At 45.5% G+C, this 17,143-nt stretch carries 17 protein-coding genes; 14 read left to right on the forward strand and 3 right to left on the reverse strand.

Annotated features, from left to right (window positions below):
* Positions 1 to 21 precede the first annotated feature (21 nt).
* Together ICN47_RS05200 and ICN47_RS05205 are read right to left on the reverse strand one after the other, a co-directional pair.
* Entirely contained in the window at positions 22 to 1,308 is a 1,287-nt protein-coding gene (locus tag ICN47_RS05200; protein WP_216218830.1) for a polyhydroxyalkanoate depolymerase, read from the reverse strand.
* 31 nt (positions 1,309 to 1,339) lie between these two features.
* On the reverse strand, positions 1,340 to 2,539 hold the full coding sequence (locus ICN47_RS05205) for an amino acid aminotransferase (RefSeq protein WP_216218831.1): 1,200 nt from the start codon (positions 2,537 to 2,539) through the stop codon (positions 1,340 to 1,342).
* 159 nt (positions 2,540 to 2,698) lie between these two features.
* Here ICN47_RS05205 and uvrB point away from each other — a divergent pair, with 159 nt between their 5' ends.
* From uvrB to fdx, 8 genes are all read left to right on the forward strand, one after another.
* Positions 2,699 to 4,858, forward strand: a complete 2,160-nt coding sequence (uvrB, locus tag ICN47_RS05210) for an excinuclease ABC subunit UvrB (RefSeq protein WP_255538925.1) — start codon at positions 2,699 to 2,701, stop codon at positions 4,856 to 4,858.
* Positions 4,859 to 4,994: 136 nt separating this feature from the next.
* Positions 4,995 to 5,564 (forward strand): Fe-S cluster assembly transcription factor, encoded by a 570-nt coding sequence (locus ICN47_RS05215; protein WP_216218832.1) that lies wholly within the window; start codon positions 4,995 to 4,997, stop codon positions 5,562 to 5,564.
* A 29-nt stretch (positions 5,565 to 5,593) separates the two neighbouring features.
* The gene (locus ICN47_RS05220) at positions 5,594 to 6,853 is read left to right on the forward strand and encodes an IscS subfamily cysteine desulfurase (RefSeq protein WP_370626263.1); all 1,260 of its coding nucleotides are present in this window, start codon (positions 5,594 to 5,596) and stop codon (positions 6,851 to 6,853) included.
* 28 nt (positions 6,854 to 6,881) lie between these two features.
* Positions 6,882 to 7,268, forward strand: a complete 387-nt coding sequence (iscU, locus tag ICN47_RS05225; protein ID WP_072583083.1) for a Fe-S cluster assembly scaffold IscU — start codon at positions 6,882 to 6,884, stop codon at positions 7,266 to 7,268.
* An 18-nt stretch (positions 7,269 to 7,286) separates the two neighbouring features.
* Entirely contained in the window at positions 7,287 to 7,610 is a 324-nt protein-coding gene (iscA, locus tag ICN47_RS05230) for an iron-sulfur cluster assembly protein IscA (RefSeq protein WP_216218833.1), read from the forward strand.
* Positions 7,576 to 8,115, forward strand: a complete 540-nt coding sequence (gene hscB / locus ICN47_RS05235) for a Fe-S protein assembly co-chaperone HscB (protein ID WP_216218834.1) — start codon at positions 7,576 to 7,578, stop codon at positions 8,113 to 8,115. The genes iscA and hscB overlap by 35 nt, the downstream gene beginning before the upstream one ends.
* A gap of 18 nt (positions 8,116 to 8,133) precedes the next feature.
* The gene (gene hscA, locus ICN47_RS05240) at positions 8,134 to 9,999 is read left to right on the forward strand and encodes a Fe-S protein assembly chaperone HscA (RefSeq protein ID WP_216218835.1); all 1,866 of its coding nucleotides are present in this window, start codon (positions 8,134 to 8,136) and stop codon (positions 9,997 to 9,999) included.
* 33 nt (positions 10,000 to 10,032) lie between these two features.
* Complete coding sequence (fdx, locus tag ICN47_RS05245; protein ID WP_216218836.1) at positions 10,033 to 10,371, forward strand: ISC system 2Fe-2S type ferredoxin; 339 nt, start codon at positions 10,033 to 10,035, stop codon at positions 10,369 to 10,371.
* 18 nt (positions 10,372 to 10,389) lie between these two features.
* Here the strand turns inward: fdx and ICN47_RS05250 are convergent, their stop codons facing one another.
* A complete protein-coding gene (locus ICN47_RS05250; RefSeq protein WP_216218837.1) occupies positions 10,390 to 11,418 on the reverse strand; it encodes a LacI family DNA-binding transcriptional regulator in 1,029 nt (342 codons plus the stop codon).
* A gap of 106 nt (positions 11,419 to 11,524) precedes the next feature.
* Here ICN47_RS05250 and ICN47_RS05255 point away from each other — a divergent pair, with 106 nt between their 5' ends.
* The 6 genes from ICN47_RS05255 to ICN47_RS05280 all read left to right on the forward strand — a co-directional run bounded on the left by ICN47_RS05255 (position 11,525) and on the right by ICN47_RS05280 (position 17,140).
* Positions 11,525 to 12,292, forward strand: coding sequence for an ABC transporter permease (locus tag ICN47_RS05255; protein ID WP_255538926.1), 768 nt, complete (start codon positions 11,525 to 11,527; stop codon positions 12,290 to 12,292).
* Positions 12,292 to 13,077, forward strand: a complete 786-nt coding sequence (locus ICN47_RS05260) for an ABC transporter permease (RefSeq protein WP_216218839.1) — start codon at positions 12,292 to 12,294, stop codon at positions 13,075 to 13,077. Before ICN47_RS05255 ends, ICN47_RS05260 begins: the two co-directional genes overlap by 1 nt.
* Before the next feature lie 3 nt (positions 13,078 to 13,080).
* Positions 13,081 to 13,878, forward strand: coding sequence for an ABC transporter ATP-binding protein (locus ICN47_RS05265; RefSeq protein WP_216218840.1), 798 nt, complete (start codon positions 13,081 to 13,083; stop codon positions 13,876 to 13,878).
* Between the two features lie 31 nt (positions 13,879 to 13,909).
* The gene (locus tag ICN47_RS05270) at positions 13,910 to 14,974 is read left to right on the forward strand and encodes an ABC transporter substrate-binding protein (protein ID WP_216218841.1); all 1,065 of its coding nucleotides are present in this window, start codon (positions 13,910 to 13,912) and stop codon (positions 14,972 to 14,974) included.
* A gap of 82 nt (positions 14,975 to 15,056) precedes the next feature.
* Positions 15,057 to 16,370, forward strand: coding sequence for a histidinol dehydrogenase (gene hisD, locus ICN47_RS05275; RefSeq protein WP_216218842.1), 1,314 nt, complete (start codon positions 15,057 to 15,059; stop codon positions 16,368 to 16,370).
* Positions 16,367 to 17,140 (forward strand): SDR family NAD(P)-dependent oxidoreductase, encoded by a 774-nt coding sequence (locus ICN47_RS05280; RefSeq protein ID WP_216218843.1) that lies wholly within the window; start codon positions 16,367 to 16,369, stop codon positions 17,138 to 17,140. Before hisD ends, ICN47_RS05280 begins: the two co-directional genes overlap by 4 nt.
* Positions 17,141 to 17,143: the final 3 nt, after the last annotated feature.

Here is a 17,143-nt window from a genome sequence, read left to right on the forward strand (position 1 = left end):
AGTCCTCATTTTTTATATCTTTTAGCCTTCGAGTTTAGGAGGTCTTGCTTTGGTTTTCTTATGTACGCCCTGATGTTCGCGAATAAAGGATTTAATCTTTGGGTAAACCTTATCGCGCCAACGGCGTCCAGCAAAAATACCGTAGTGACCAGCACCAGCAACTTCATAATGATCTTTATGTTCTTTAGGGATGCTGGCACATAAACCATGCGCTGAGCGGGTTTGTCCGCTACCCGAGATATCGTCAAGCTCACCCTCTACTGTAAGTAGTGCTGTCTTTTTAATATCTTGTGGCTTAACCAATTCACCAGCTACAGTCCAAGTGCCATTTGGTAGCGCGTAGTCTTGGAAAACAGTCTTAATGGTGTCAAGGTAAAACTTTGCATCTAAATCCAATACAGCGTTGTACTCATCATAGAAGCGAATATGTGCATCAGTATCTTGTTCATCACCACGTACGAGGTTTTGGAAGTAATCCCAATGAGATTGCAAATGGTTTTGCGGATTCATGGCAATAAAGCCCGTATGTTGCAAGAAACCTGGATAAACACTTCGACCGGCACCAGGATAGGTTGGCGGGACTTTGTAGATCACATGGCTTTCAAACCAATCAAAAGACTTTTGTTCTGCTAGGTTATTAACGGCAGTCGGTGATTTGCGGGCATCAATAGGACCACCCATCATGATCATTGATGCTGGGGTTGCTTCGCCAGCAGAGGCCATCAGTGAGATGGCGCCTAGGGTTGGAACGGTTGGCTGACAAACTGAGATCACATGCAGGTCTTCAGCACCAATTGCGCGAATAAAGTCCTGGATGTAATGGACATAATCATCCAGACCAAACTCACCTTTTTCAACTGGAACATTGCGTGCGTCAATCCAATCAGTAATGTAAACCTTGTGGTCTTGCAAAAGGGTGCGAACAGTATCGCGTAGCAAAGTGGCATGGTGACCAGATAAAGGGGCCACCACTAAAACAGACGGATCTCCCTTAAGTTTCTTGATGGTTTCTACATCATCTGAAAAGCGCTTGAAACGAACCAGGTTACAAAATGGTTTTGCAATGATCGTTCTTTCATGGATCGCAACTTCGTTACCATGTGCCATAACAGCACGAATACCAAATTCTGGTTTTTTATAGTTTTTGCCGATGCGATAGAGGAGCTCATAGCTAGCTGCTAAACGCTCAGACCCAGGAACCTTAGAGGCGGGGTTAGAGGCATTAATAAAGGCCTCTGAAGCTGCGCGTGCCCAAGAGCTAACTGGTTGAAGTAAGGCTTTTTGAAATTCGTGTAACTGATATAGCATGGTACCTCCGGTAATTCAGTGTTTCCGCTTATTACGCTAAGACGCGGGCGATTGCTTTGGCCACTTTATCAATATTTTTGGTATTGAGAGCCGCCACACAAATGCGTCCAGTAGAGAGGGCATAAATGCCATCTTCTTTCTGTAAGCGGTCTACTTGCTCAGCAGTTAAGCCTGAGTAAGAAAACATTCCGCGCTGCTTCTCGATGAAAGCAAAGTCTTGCTTTACACCAGCAGCAGCGAGTTTTTCAACGAGGCCATGACGCATTGCTTTAATACGTTCACGCATTTCTGCAAGCTCGTCTTCCCAGAGTTTGCGAAGCTCTGGTGAATTTAAAACTGAAGCCACAATAGCTCCACCATGTGTTGGTGGGTTGGAATAGTTAGTGCGAATCACACGCTTTAATTGAGACATCACGCGAGTGGACTCATCTTTGCTTTGCGTCACGATAGATAGAGCACCTACGCGCTCGCCGTACAAAGAGAAAGACTTTGAAAAGGAGCTTGATACAAAGAAGGACATGCCGGATTGGGCAAAGAGTCGAACTGCAATACCGTCTTGTTCAATGCCTTCTGCAAAGCCTTGGTAGGCCATATCTAAAAATGGGATCAAGCTCTTTGCTTTGCAGATGTCGATCACTTGATGCCATTGCGCTTCAGTCATATCGGCGCCCGTGGGGTTATGACAACATGCGTGTAACAACACAGTAGTGTTTTTTGGGAAAGACTCTAAAGATTTCACCATGCCATCAAAATCAACGCCGCGAGTTTTGCTATCGAAGTAGGTGTACTCAATAACCTCAAAGCCTGCGGATTCAAAAATGCCGCGATGGTTTTCCCAAGTGGGATTGCTAATAGCGCATGGTGCATTCAAATTCAGGCGCTTGATAAAGTCTGCACCAACGCGTAATGCGCCCGTGCCACCAAGACATTCGGCGGTGATAACACGACCATCTTTGATTAATGCAGACTCAGCGCCAAACAATAAGTTTTGTACTGCGCTGTTGTAAGGGTTAGGACCTTCGATTGGAATGTAACTGCGCGGAGAAAGCTTGGCCACGTGCGCTCCTTCTGCTTCGATAACGGCCTTTAACAATGGCACCTTACCTTCATCTGTGTAATAAACGCCTACCCCTAGGTTTACTTTGTCAGGACGCTGGTCAGCAACATAGGCTTCTGTGAGGCCAAAAATAGGATCTTTAGGGGCTAATGGGACTAAGGCAAACAAGGTCATTTGAGGTCGAGAGTGGTAGTTTTAGGGTGGTTTTGTTTGTAATTGACGTTAAATTCAGTTTAATTGTCGGTTTTTGAGGCCAGAAGCAACTATTTCCAAAGAAAAACGGCAAAATCATTGTTTGTACAAAATTCGCTGTGATGAAATCTCACAGTTGAAATGATAGCCGAGATGCCCCCTAAGTTGCCCAAAACTGGTTCAAATTCTGAAGTTCGTAAGGAAGTCAAAAAAAGCCCTGAGGCCGATCCTCTGGGAGAGGCTGGCCATGACTTGGATCCGGCTAAATTTGTCACTTTCCCAGATTCTCCCTATCAGCTTTACCAGCCATTTGCCCCTGCGGGAGACCAGCCGCAAGCTATTGACGCATTGGTCGAGGGTATTGAGGATGGTTTGACCTTTCAGACCCTCCTGGGGGTAACGGGGTCCGGAAAAACCTTCACGATGGCCAATGTCATCGCTAGAACAGGTCGTCCAGCCATTATTTTTGCCCCAAATAAGACCTTGGCGGCCCAGCTTTATAGCGAGTTTCGTGAGTTTTTCCCGAAAAATGCCGTTGAGTACTTCGTTAGCTACTACGACTATTACCAACCTGAGGCCTATGTACCTCAGCGCGACTTATTTATTGAGAAAGACTCGTCAATTAACGAGCACATTGAGCAGATGCGTTTGTCTGCAACCAAGAGCTTATTAGAGCGTCGTGATGTCATCATCGTAGCAACCGTCTCCGCTATTTACGGTATTGGTAACCCTGGCGACTATCACAGCATGGTCATGACTTTGCGGCCCGGCGACAAGATGAGTCAACGCGATATTTTGATGCGTCTGATTGCAATGCAATACGACCGAAATGAAACTGACTTTAAGCGCGGTGTATTTAGAGTGCGCGGTGACACGATTGATATTTTCCCAGCCGAACATAATGAGTTGGCAGTGCGTGTCGAATTGTTTGACGATGTAGTGGAGAGTTTGCAATTCTTTGATCCTTTGACTGGCAAGATTCGCCAAAAGATTCCACGCTTTACTGTTTATCCAAGTTCGCACTATGTCACTCCACGCGAAACTGTCCTCAAAGCAATTGAAACGATAAAAGAAGAATTGCGTACCCGCTTAGATGAATTTGTGAAAGATGGAAAACTAGTCGAAGCACAACGTCTTGAGCAGCGTACTCGGTTTGATTTAGAGATGCTCAATGAGTTGGGTTTTTGTAAGGGGATTGAGAACTACTCCCGCCATCTATCAGGCGCCGCGCCTGGCGATGCACCGCCTACCTTGGTGGACTATTTGCCCAATGATGCCTTGATGTTTTTGGATGAGAGCCACGTCTTAATAGGTCAATTAAATGCGATGTACAACGGGGATAAATCGCGCAAGCATACCTTGGTTGAGTTTGGATTTCGCTTGCCTTCAGCGATGGACAATCGTCCCCTTAAATTTACTGAGTTTGAAACTAAAATGCGTCAAACAATTTTTGTTTCAGCCACACCAGCTGATTATGAAAAGACACATCAAGGTCAAGTGGTTGAGCAAGTGGCAAGACCAACCGGTTTGGTCGATCCAGAAATTGAAGTATTACCAGCTAGCACTCAAGTCGATGATTTGCTCGATCAAATTCATGAACGCGTCAAAGTGCATGAACGGGTATTGGTAACCGTTTTAACCAAACGCATGGCTGAGCAATTAACTGATTACCTATCTGATAACGGCGTCAAAGTTCGTTATGTGCATTCGGATATCGATACCGTTGAGCGCGTTGAAATTTTGCGCGACTTACGTTTGGGTGTCTTCGATGTCTTGGTGGGTATTAACTTGTTGCGCGAAGGTTTAGATATCCCCGAGGTGTCACTGGTGGCTATCCTGGATGCAGACAAAGAAGGTTTCTTGCGTTCGGAACGTAGCTTGATCCAGACCATTGGACGCGCCGCACGAAACGTCCGCGGCAAAGCCATTTTGTATGCCGATCGCATCACCGACTCTATGAAGCGTGCAATGGGGGAGACCGAAAGGCGCCGTACCAAGCAAATTGCCTTCAATAAGCTTCATGGGATTGAGCCTAAGGGGGTCCAAAAGCGCATTAAGGACATTATTGATGGTGTCTATGACGTTAAAGAGAAGCGCCAAGAGATGCAGGTCGAGCAGGAGCGGGCTCGCTATGAGGATATGGGTGAAAAGGATCTGGCTGGCGAAATCAAGCGCCTTGAGAAGCAAATGAACGCCGAAGCCAAGAATTTGGAGTTTGAAAAGGCTGCCAGCACCCGAGATCGCCTTACAAAGGTCAAAGAAATGGCATTTGGGGCTAGGTCACGAGACTTCCCTGGCTAAATTAAAGGATTCCCCTTCAGGGTTTGGGATAATTCCCGAGCGGATTGGTGGGGTATATGGTAAAGTTGAGCGGAATGGTCGGGTATTACCCGCCCGACTGTGAGCTGTCCATAACAATCCATTACCAAGGTGACATATGAGACTTACAACTAAAGGCCGTTTTGCAGTAACCGCAATGATCGATTTAGCCCTGCGTGAAACGCATGGTCCTGTAACTTTGGCTGGAATTAGCCAAAGACAAAAAATTTCCCTCTCTTACCTCGAGCAATTGTTCGGCAAATTACGCCGTTTCAATATCGTGGAAAGTACTCGTGGCCCAGGCGGTGGATATACGCTGGCACGCGGATCCAACGAGATTAGCGTTGCGGACATTATTGTTGCTGTGGATGAACCATTGGATGCTACGCAATGTGGTGGCAAAGGCAATTGTCATAGTGAAGAAGACAGCCATGGCCGCTGCATGACGCATGATCTTTGGAGCAATCTCAATTCCAAAATGGTTGAGTACCTGAGCTCCGTCAGTTTGCGTGATCTCGTACAACAGCAAGAAGGACGCGGCATTGTCATCCAAGATATGCGACAAAAGAAAATGAAAGTTGAAAGTGTGAAAGCTGAGAAACCAGCCACAGCACTCTCAGCTAAAAAAGAGGTCGCCCCTAAGGCACCTTTAGTGAATTCTGTTTTTAACCTGGCGCGGCAAAGTTAATACCCGCACCATCAATCTATAAGTCAATCATGAACGCACCACAAGACCTTCCAAAGCAACCGGTTCCGATGTTTAGCCCTAAACATTTTCCGGTGTATATGGATTACTCAGCTACTACGCCGATCGATCCACGAGTGGTGGACAAAATGCTGCCCTATTTGCGTGAGCAATTTGGTAATGCGGCTTCACGAAGCCATGCTTATGGTTGGGCTGCTGAAGAGGCGGTTGAGTGGGCGCGTTCAGAAGTTGCACAATTGGTTCATGCGGATCCAAGGGAGATCGTCTTTACCAGTGGTGCCACTGAGAGCATTAACTTAGCGCTCAAAGGAGCTGCGCACTTTTACAAAGATCGTGGCAATCACATCATTACTGTGAAAACAGAACATAAGGCAACTTTAGATACTTGCCGTGAACTTGAACGCGAAGGCTATGAAGTTACTTATTTAGATGTATTACCTAACGGTTTAATAGATTACGCTCAGCTTGAGGCGGCGATGAAGCCGGGAACCATTTTGGCATCAGTAATGTATGTCAACAATGAAATTGGTGTGGTTCAAGATATTCCTAAGATTGGTGATTTATGCCGTTCACGTGGCGTAATTTTTCATGTGGATGCCGCTCAGGCAACTGGCAAGGTTGAAATTGATTTAGAAAAAATCAAAGTCGATCTAATGAGTTTCTCAGCGCATAAAACTTACGGCCCTAAGGGAATCGGCGCTCTGTTTGTTCGTCGTAAACCTCGTATTCGTATTGAGGCTCAGATTCATGGTGGTGGTCATGAGCGAGGAATGCGTTCGGGCACCTTGGCGGTTCATCAAATCGTTGGCATGGGCGAAGCATTCCGCATTGCTCGTATTGAAATGGCTGAAGAAAATACGCGTATTCGTGCTTTGCGCGATCGCTTATTGGCGGGCCTCAAAGATATTGAAGAGGTTTATGTCAATGGCGACATGGATGATCGTGTGCCGCACAACCTCAACATCAGCTTTAACTATGTTGAAGGCGAGTCCATGTTGATGGCGCTCAAAGATTTAGCGATCTCCTCTGGATCTGCCTGCACCTCCGCTTCACTGGAGCCTTCTTATGTATTGCGCGCGCTTGGGCGTAATGATGAATTGGCACATAGCTCGATTCGTTTTACATTGGGACGCTTTACCACTGAAGAGGAAGTTGATTTCACGATTAAGTTGGTAAAGGAAAAGATTGCCAAGTTGCGTGAGCTATCACCGCTGTGGGAAATGTATAAAGATGGAATCGACTTGAGCACGATTCAATGGGCAGCACACTAAACAATTGAAGAATTAAAGAGGAAATATCATGGCATATAGCGAAAAAGTAATCGACCATTACGAAAATCCACGTAACGTGGGTTCTTTTGAAAAAGGCGATGAAAGTGTTGGTACTGGAATGGTTGGCGCCCCGGCTTGCGGCGACGTGATGAAATTACAAATTCGCGTAAACGATCAAGGCGTTATCGAAGATGCCAAGTTCAAGACCTATGGTTGCGGTTCTGCCATTGCTTCTTCTTCATTGGTAACAGAGTGGGTCAAAGGAAAAACCTTAGATCAAGCGCTTGAGATCAAGAACTCTTTGATTGCTGAAGAGTTAGCGCTTCCACCGGTAAAAATTCACTGCTCTATTTTGGCTGAGGATGCCATTAAAGCAGCGGTTGCTGATTACAAAGAAAAGCATCCAGCAAAATAAAGAAGTAAAGACAAAACTATGGCAATTACCTTAACTGAAAAAGCAGCTGCACACGTTAACCGCAATTTAGAAAAGCGCGGCAAAGGGTGTGGATTGCGTTTGGGTGTCCGTACTACGGGTTGCTCAGGCTTGGCCTACCAATTGGAGTATGTGGACGAAGCTGCACCTGAGGATACGATGTTTGAATCCAATGGCATTAAGGTATTTGTTGACCCCAAGAGTTTGGCTTATCTGGATGGAACGGAATTGGATTTCGTGCGCGAGGGTTTGAATGAGGGATTTAAGTTTCAAAATCCAAACGTAAAAGATGAGTGTGGTTGTGGCGAATCCTTCCGCGTCTGACGATTATTTCCGTTTCTTTGGTTTAAATCAGCAATTCAAAATCGACTTGCTTGCTTTAGATCAGGCTTATCTTGCAATTCAGAAAGAAGTCCATCCCGATCGCCACGCGCGTGGCAGCGAAACTGAGCAACGCTTAGCAATGCAAATGGCTACCTTAGCCAACACTGCATTTCAAATACTGAAAAATCCCGTGCAGCGCGGCCTTTACCTTTGCCAGCTTCATGGGGTTGATGCGAAATTGGAAACGAATACAGCCATGCCAGCAGCTTTTTTAATGCGGCAGATGGAATGGCGTGAAAGTTTGGATGAGCGGGCAGAGGACTTGCCGGCCCTAGAGGTGTTGATGGAAGAGGTTGAGGCCTCCAAACAAGATACTCTATTGGAGATTACTCAAGCAATTGATCATGCCAAGAACTATGAGCGTGCTGCCGAGCTCTTGCGTGGTTTGCTCTTTATCGACAAGTTCGCTCTTGAGCTTGATGATGCTATCGCCGCATTGGTATAGCTTTAAACTCTATCACTTATGGCCTTATTACAAATCTCAGAACCCGGTAAGTCGCTTGCCCCTCATCAACGGCGCATTGCGGTTGGTATTGATTTGGGCACTACGAATTCTTTGGTTGCAATTGTGCGCGATGCCTTGCCCAAAGTGTTGCCAGATTCTCAAGGGCGTGAATTGCTACCCTCCGTGGTGCGCTACCTCCCTAATGGAAGAACCCAGGCCGGCTTCGAAGCGCTTGAGAGTGTAGTGTCAGATCCAAAGAACACCATTGTTTCGGTGAAGCGCTATATGGGGCGCGGACTAAACGATATCGAGCATATTGAAAGTGCTCCCTACGAGTTTGTTGATCAGCCTGGCATGCTTAAGCTCAGAACGGTTGCGGGTGATAAGAGCCCCATCGAAGTTTCTGCGGAAATCCTCGCACGTTTGCGTCAGTTAGCTGAAGATTCAGTCTCTGATGAAATAGTGGGTGCGGTGATCACTGTGCCAGCCTATTTTGACGATGCACAACGTCAAGCTACTAAAGATGCTGCTAAGTTAGCTGGCATTGAGGTGTTGCGATTATTAAATGAACCTACTGCAGCAGCAATTGCCTATGGCTTAGATAACACTTCTGAAGGTGTGTATGCCGTCTATGACCTCGGTGGCGGCACCTTTGATATTTCTATTCTGCGGATGAGTAAGGGTGTTTTTGAGGTGCTCTCCACCGGAGGGGATTCAGCCTTAGGTGGAGATGACTTTGATCATCGTTTGTATTGTTGGGTGATTGAGCAGGCAAAACTCCCGCCGCTATCCATTCACGATCACCGTACTTTATTGCAAGCGTGTAAACACGCCAAAGAGTTGCTCAGTCATAACCCTTTGGCGCGAGTCCATGAGACTTTATCTGATGGCACTGTAGTAAATGTAGGCGTCAGTCAGGCCCAGTTTTTTGAGATTACCCAAAATTTAGTGAGCAAGACTTTGCTTGCTTGTAAAAAAGCTTTGCGGGATTCTGGCTTAAAGGCTGAAGATATCAAGGGCGTAGTAATGGTGGGTGGGTCAACGCGCATGCCAAATGTTCAGCGTGCTGTAGGAGAGTTATTCGGTACGCAACCCTTAAATAATTTAAATCCCGATCAAGTAGTAGCGCTCGGTGCTGCAATGCAAGCTGACTTGTTAGCCGGTAATCAAAGTAAAGATGATGAGTGGTTGTTGTTGGATGTGATTCCACTTTCCCTCGGTATTGAAACTATGGGTGGCTTAGTAGAAAAAATTATTCCTCGAAATACCCCAATACCTGTTGCAAGAGCACAAGACTTCACGACATTTAAAGATGGTCAAACAGCGCTGGCAATTCAAGTAGTACAAGGTGAGCGTGAGCTTGCTCAGGATTGCCGTTCCTTAGGTAAGTTTGAATTGCGTGGCATTCCTGCTATGGCAGCTGGTGCAGCACGAATACGGGTGACCTTTCAGGTTGATGCTGATGGTTTGTTATCAGTAAGTGCAGTAGAGCAGGGCTCAGGTGTAAAGGCATCTATCGATATCAAGCCTTCCTATGGTTTGACCGATGCAGAAATCACCAGAATGTTGCAAGATGGTTTTTCCTCAGCAAAAGAAGATTTGTTGGCAAGGTCTTTGCGCGAAGAGCAAGTGAATGCCCAAAGATTACTAGATGCTGTACAAACTGCGCTAGCAAGTGACAGAAGCTTGCTCTCAAAGGAAGATCAATCCTCCATTGATCATGAGATGGCTGTTCTACAAAAGATTTTGAATGAAGAAACAGATAGCGCCGTAGTGCGTAAGGCTGTTGATCACGCTGCTAAAGCAACAGATGATTTTGCGCAAATGCGTATGAATGCCAGCATTCAAAAGGCCTTATCAGGCAAGAATGTTGCCGAGATCTAAACACAAAAAACTCATAAAGAAGCAGAAAATACCATGACGCAAATTGTTGTTCTACCCCATAGTGAGTACTGTCCTGAAGGCGCGGTTGTTGAGGTGGCTCCTGGAACCTCCATTTGCGAGGCCTTACTAGAGAATGACATTCCTATTGAGCATGCTTGCGATATGGTTTGTGCTTGCACAACTTGTCACGTGATTGTGAAAGAGGGATACCAGAGCCTAAATCCTCCGGATGAAAATGAGGAGGACATGCTTGATCGTGCTTGGGGCTTAAATCCGCAGTCTCGCCTATCCTGCCAAGCGATTGTTGCTCGTGAAGCGCTTGTGATCGAAATACCAAAGTACTCCATTAATCACGCCAAAGAAAGTCATTAACCAAGATTAAGTTGAGTCTTAACGTTTTGGTGCTGTAGCAGTTGATTCTCGAATAACTAAATTAACATTAGCTTTAATTTTTTTGGGCAGGTTATCTACCCCATTGATTTGACAAATTAAGTGATTGGCAGCCTGTGCCCACATACCTATTGCATCTATGTGGATTGTTGTCAGGCTTGGAAGTAGATGCCTAGAGATCTCTAGATCATCAAATCCCACAATGGACAGATCCTTAGGAACTTTAATCCCCTGTTTTTGAGCTTCCAATAATGCGCCCAATGCGAGTACGTCTTGGCCGCAAATAATGGCAGTAATTTTTGGGTTATTCAGTAATAGCTTCTTTAGACCAAGTCTTGCCTCTTGTAGTTCATAGCGGCATTCCACAATCATTTCAGGCTTGAGGTAAATCTTCTTTTCAGCCAGTAAGGCAAGTGTTCCGGCAACACGGTCCTTTGCTCGATCATTGTTGGCGGTAATTCCGCTCAACATCCCAAAATGCTTGTGACCTTGATCCAGCAGGTGTTTGACGCCCAGCTTGATGGCTTCAGCGTTATCAAATCCAGAGGTATAGCCATTCAGAGGGGCAGCCAAGGATCCTACATGGATATAGGGAATATTGCGTGTCCTCATCAGCTTCAATGCTTCCCTTTGTTGACTGATACCAAAAAGGACTATTCCCTCTACACCTCTGGTGAGTAAATTGGTTATTTGTGTGGCTTCGATATTAGGGTCATAGTTGCTGCTAGCCACCAAGAGTTGATGGCCTGATTGGTTGAGCTGTCTTTGGAATTCAGATAGACCTTGGGCAAAGATAGCGTTATCTAAGGTTGGAACAATTGCGCCAATAGTGCCCGAGCGTTTTAGCATCAATGAGCGGGCTCCAGCGTTGGGAATGTAGCCAAGCCTCTTAATAACTGCATGTATCTTTTCTTTAAGGGCAGGGCTGACTGTCTCAGGTCGGTTGAGAGCGCGTGACACTGTTGCCGTAGAAACTTTTGCTGCAGCTGCAACATGATCAATGGTGATTGATCCGGTATTTTTTTTCATCAGTGCCTAAGGGAAAGTCCTAGTCTAATTTAGCCGTTCTGGGTAATTTTGCTAACGAATTGTGGTTAGAATGAAAGCGCTTACATTTAGTTCATTCTATAAGGAATTGGAAATTTTTAGCAAGCTTTTATCCTTCTTTTTGTTCTGTGCGATTCTGCTGCTCGCTTGGTTTGGGCTGACAGAGTGGACGGGCACAATCTCGAGCGCTAGATTTCCATCTCCCATAGAAACTTGGAATTCTTTCAAAATTATTGCCTTGCAGGGTTATGGCAACGGCAAGCTTCATCAGCATGTCTTGCAAAGTGTGATCTTAGTTACCTCCGGATTTTTGGTTTCTTCCTCATTAGGAATATTGCTTGGGATTCTGATGGGTGCCAATAAAAAAATTGAAGCCTTCGTCAATCCAATATTTTTAACCTTGAGGCCAATACCCCCATTAGCATGGATTCCTTTGGCTATTGTTTGGTTGGGGCTTGGTAACTCCGCTAAGGTAATGGTGATTTATGTAGCAGCCTTTGTGCCGGCAGTGATTAATAGTTTTACTGGCGTTAGATCAATAGAGGTACCCCAGCGAGAAGCCGCTGCTATGTTGGGTATTAGCCGTTTTGCTTACTATCGCGAAGTGTTAATTCCTGGTGCGTTGCCCCTTATTTTTACTGGCTTACGCCTATCACTTCAGGCCTCCTGGACTACTTTAGTTGCGGCAGAATTAGTCGGTGCGACTTTAGGTTTGGGATCGATCCTAAATCAAGCGGCTCAAGACATTAATCCGGCCATGATTATGGTGGGCATGATTAGCGTAGCGATTTCTGGTTGGATAATGACTCAGATATTGGCTAAGGCTGAGCGCTATGCGATGCCTTGGAGAGCGTAATGGCACGTCAAGAACGCTTAAATCAAGGTGAGTTTGTATTGTGGACAGGGCTCGGTATTGCTAGCTTTGTTGGTTTTTGGTATCTCTTTGTCCTTTTAGGGGTGGTGCCAAAGCAATTTTTACCGCCTCCACATGAGGTAGTTCTTAAGTTTATTCATTTGCTTAACGAGCCATTTTCTGGCTACACCTTATTGGCGCACATCGCTTCGAGTTTTCAACGCTTTTTGTATGGCTTCCTGGTGGCTGTCGTTATTGGTGTGCCGCTCGGTTTATTGATGGCCTTATCCAAATATGCAAATCAACTGATCACACCATTTTTTGAGAGTATTCGCTTTGTTGCTCCAATTGCTTGGGTTCCATTCGCAGCACTCTGGTTTGGAACTGGTATCGGTGGTCCGGTATTGGTGATCTTTATGGGGGCATTTCCTCCGGTCTTAATTAATACTTATCGCGGAGCAATTCACGTAGATAAAAAATACCTTGAAGCAGCCAGAATGCTTGGGGCAGGTAAGTTGCGCTTGATGACTGAAGTCTTATTTCCAGCGGCCATCCCATCCATCATTGCTGGCCTGCGGATATCTGCGGGCTTAGGTTGGCAATCCCTAGTTGGTGCTGAACTCATTGTTGCATCTAGTGGCGTTGGTTACATGATGGTTAAAGGCCAGGCAAGTATTCAGACCGATATTGTGATGAGCGGCATGATTGCAATTGGTCTCATTGGTTTATTGATTGATGTGCTTTTAAGGCAGGCTGAAAAGTTCGCTGTTCACTATAGAGAAATTTGATTTATGGCAGATATTGTTTTCGATTCAGTAGAGCGCAGCTTTAAACAGGGCGGCAAAGAGTTTTTGGCTGTAGGCGGTGTTAACTTAACTGTTAAAGACAAAGAGTTTGTTGCGATTGTCGGCCCATCTGGTTGCGGAAAGACTACTTGTTTACGCATGGTAGCTGGCCTTGAAATGCCTAGCAAAGGGCGGGTACTTGTTGGCGGCAAAGAGGTAAAAGGGCCTGGACCAGACCGTGCAGTGGTATTCCAGCAATTCGCTTTATTTCCATGGAAAACAGTTCAAGAGAATATTGAGTTTGGCCTGAAATCCATGGGTATGAGTGCGACTGAAAAGCGAGATAAAACTGCCCGTTTAATTTCGCTGATGGGTTTAGAGGGATATGAGCAGGCCTATCCTCATCAATTGTCTGGCGGTATGCAGCAACGAGTGGCTATTGCGCGTGCCTATGTCCTAGAGCCAGAAGTGCTTTTGATGGATGAGCCATTCGGCGCCTTAGATGCACAAACACGTGTAGTGATGCAGGAAGAGCTTGTAAGGCTTGCCCGTAAGAATCCTAAAACTGTCTTATTTATCACCCACGCTGTTGAAGAGGCGGTGTATCTCGCTGATCGTGTCGTGGTGATGTCCAGAAGGCCTGGTCTGATTCGGGATGTGATCGAGATTAAGCCTATTCGTGAAAAAGAAGGTTGGGATACACATACTCGTATTGAGGATGTCATGGATTTGAGTTCTTTTGTGCAGTTACGTAGTCAGATTTGGAAGTTGTTACGCGAGCAAAACCTAGGTGTTGATCATTGATTCACTTTTGTAATGTCTGAAGGAGATAAAAATGCAATTTAAAAAATCATTAGCAAGTATTTTGGGGGCAACGGTACTGGCAGCAGCAAGTGTTGGTAATGTCTATGCGCAAACAAAGCCTGCTTTAACCGAGATTAAAGTGAGTTATCAGCCTGCTTTGTATTGGGCACTTCCATTTTTTGTAGCAACGGAAAAAAACTGGTGGGGTGAATTAGGTCTTAAGCCAGAATTTAGTACTTTCCCCGCTGGCGTTCCGCAAATTGCAGCATCTGCCTCTAAGTCATGGGATGTAGGTGGCACTGGATCTGTTCCTGCTGTATTGGGTTATGTCCGCTTTGGTATTAAGACTATCGGATTGAGTAATGATGAATCAGCAGGCAATGCGCTGCTTGCTACTAGTAAAGCTGCAGAGGCATTTACAGCCAACCCTCAATCATTAAAAGGGCAGACCATTGTATTGACTGGTAACTCCACTGGAGATTATGCAGTTCAATCTTGTCTTAAGAAATATGGTTTAGCTAAGACTGATGTTGTTATCAAGAATATGGGTCAGGGCGAAATTATTTCTGCCATGTCCTCGGGTAACGCTGACTTTGGTGGCTTGTGGGCACCAAATATTTATACGCTCGAAGAGAAGGCTGGAGCTAAGGTCATCTGTAGCGGTAAGGATGGTGGCGCTTTTGTTCCTGGCGCTTTGATCGTACGTGCTGATTATGCAAAAGAAAATCCACAGAATGTAGCTAAGTTCCTCGCTGTGTATTTACGTGCCTGGAAGTGGATGAATGCTAATAAGCCACAAGCGATTGCCATGATGAAAAAGTTCTATGAGCAGGGTGGTGTCACAATTTCTGAGGCTTCAATGAAGAAAGAGTTTGATACCCGCCCTAACTATGACTTGGCAACTGAGTTGAAGATTATGGATAACTCTAAGGGCCCATCACAAGTAGACGGCTGGTTTAATTCTATTGCCGCCTTTATGCAATCAACTGGCGCCATCCAAACTGTACCGCCAGCAAATGAATACATCACTGATGAATTCATGAAGATGGTGAATGCAGATAAAAAACTGCGTGATTTTGCAAACAACTCTAAGTAGTCGATAAAGCAATCTAAAAAATGGGGGCAACCTCATTTTTTAGATAGAGCTTGTAAGCGCTTACAAAACTAAGGTTAGAAATATGTCCATAGATTATTTAAAGAAGGCAGCCAAAACGCCAGAGACTGAGACATCTACAGCTCAGCAGGTGGTGACTGAAATGCTTGCCAATATTGAGAAGAATGGTGAATCGGCTGTTAAGGATTACGCATTAAAGCTGGATAAATGGTCAGGCGATATTGTCATGTCAGAGCAGGCAATGAATGCTATCTTGGCTGATGTGCCAGCCTCAGTGAAGCGAGATATTGATTTTGCTGTGAAGCAAGTCTATGACTTTGCTATCGCTCAGAAAAATAGCATTCAGGATTTCTCTACCACCCTACATACTGGGGTTACTGCCGGACAAAAGGTGTTGCCAGTAAATGTAGTGGGTTGTTACGCACCTTCGGGTAGATATGCTCACATTGCATCTGCTTATATGACGGTAGCTACAGCAAAAGCGGCGGGTGTTAAAAATATCATTGCATGCTCAAGCCCATTTAGAGGTGGAGGCATTCATCCCTATGTGCTTTATGCCTTTAAAGCAGCTGGTGCTGATGTCATTATGACTTTGGGTGGTGTTCAGGCGATTGCTTCGATGGCGTATGGATTATTTACCGGCAAACCTGCTGACGTAGTCGTGGGGCCAGGTAATAAGTTTGTTGCTGAAGCAAAGCGTTCCCTGTTTGGAAAAGTTGGAATTGATGTATTTGCTGGACCATCTGAAATTGCGGTGATTGCAGATGAAACGGCTGATCCAAAAATTGTAGCGAGTGACTTAGTTGGTCAGGCTGAACATGGCCACGAATCTCCCGCATGGTTATTTACTACCTCAGCCAAATTGGCTAATGAAGTGATGATATTGGTTCCTCAGATGATTGATCTCTTACCGCCAACAGCAAAGGATGCTGCGGCCTGCGCATGGCGTGATTATGGCGAGGTTATCGTATGTAGCACTCGCGAAGAGGTTGCCAAAGTTTCTGACCAATATGCAAGTGAACATCTTGAAGTCCATGCAAAAGAATTGGATTGGTGGTTAAGTAATCTCACCTGCTACGGATCTTTATTTTTGGGTGAAGAAACTACCGTTGCCTTTGGAGATAAGACCAGTGGACCAAACCATGTGTTGCCTACGAAGGGTGCAGCAAGATATTCAGGTGGTTTATCTGTTCATAAGTTCATGAAAACACTGACTTGGCAGAAGATGACTCGTGAGGGAAGCAAAGAAATGGCGCTAGTAACAGCTCGAATTAGTCGTCTAGAAGGAATGGAAGCGCATGCACGTACTGCAGATGATCGTTTGGAAAAGTACTTTCCTAATGAGAAGTTTGATCTTGGAAGTCCCGTAGAGGTATGAGTCAAATCATCCATCAACTATTTGATTTGCAGGGTAAAACAGCTCTCATTACCGGTGGTAGTAGTGGCTTAGGCGAGGGCATTGCCCTCGCTTTAGGTTTGGCTGGTGCTGAAGTCGCTATTGCTGCCCGTAGAGAAGCTCCATTGGAAGAAGCTACAGAGCGTCTTAATGCTCAGGGTATTAAGACCTCCTCATTTACTGCAAACTTAAGCGACTTGGAGCAAGCAGAGGGCTTGTCCAAGCGCGTCTTAAGTCAGCTCAGAAAAGTCGACATCTTGGTTAATGCTGCAGGTGTTAACTTGAGAGAGCCCTATGGACAAGTATCTCCACAGAGTTGGCAAGAGCAATTAAATGTACAGTTAGCTGCCCCATTTTTTATGACTCAAGCGCTGGCACCACAAATGCAGTCGCGTAGATGGGGTCGCATCATTAATATTGCATCTCTACAGAGCTATCGCGCTTTTGCTAATAGTGCACCCTATGGTGCAGCAAAGGGTGGGGTTGTCCAGTTAACGCGAGCTATAGCGCAGGAGTGGTCAAAGTTTGGCATTACTTGTAATGCTATTGGTCCTGGGTTCTTTCCTACGGCATTAACAGCGCCAGTCTTTAATAATCCTGATTTAGTCAAAATGCATGCAGAAAAAACAGCGATAGGTCGCAATGGTGAGATGACGGATATCCATGGTTTAGCCATCTTCTTATCTAGCGATGCCTCTGCCTACATTACTGGACAAACCATCATGCTCGATGGCGGTTACACCGCAATATAAGGA

The organism is Polynucleobacter sp. AP-Latsch-80-C2, assembly GCF_018882185.1.
Taxonomy (GTDB): domain Bacteria; phylum Pseudomonadota; class Gammaproteobacteria; order Burkholderiales; family Burkholderiaceae; genus Polynucleobacter.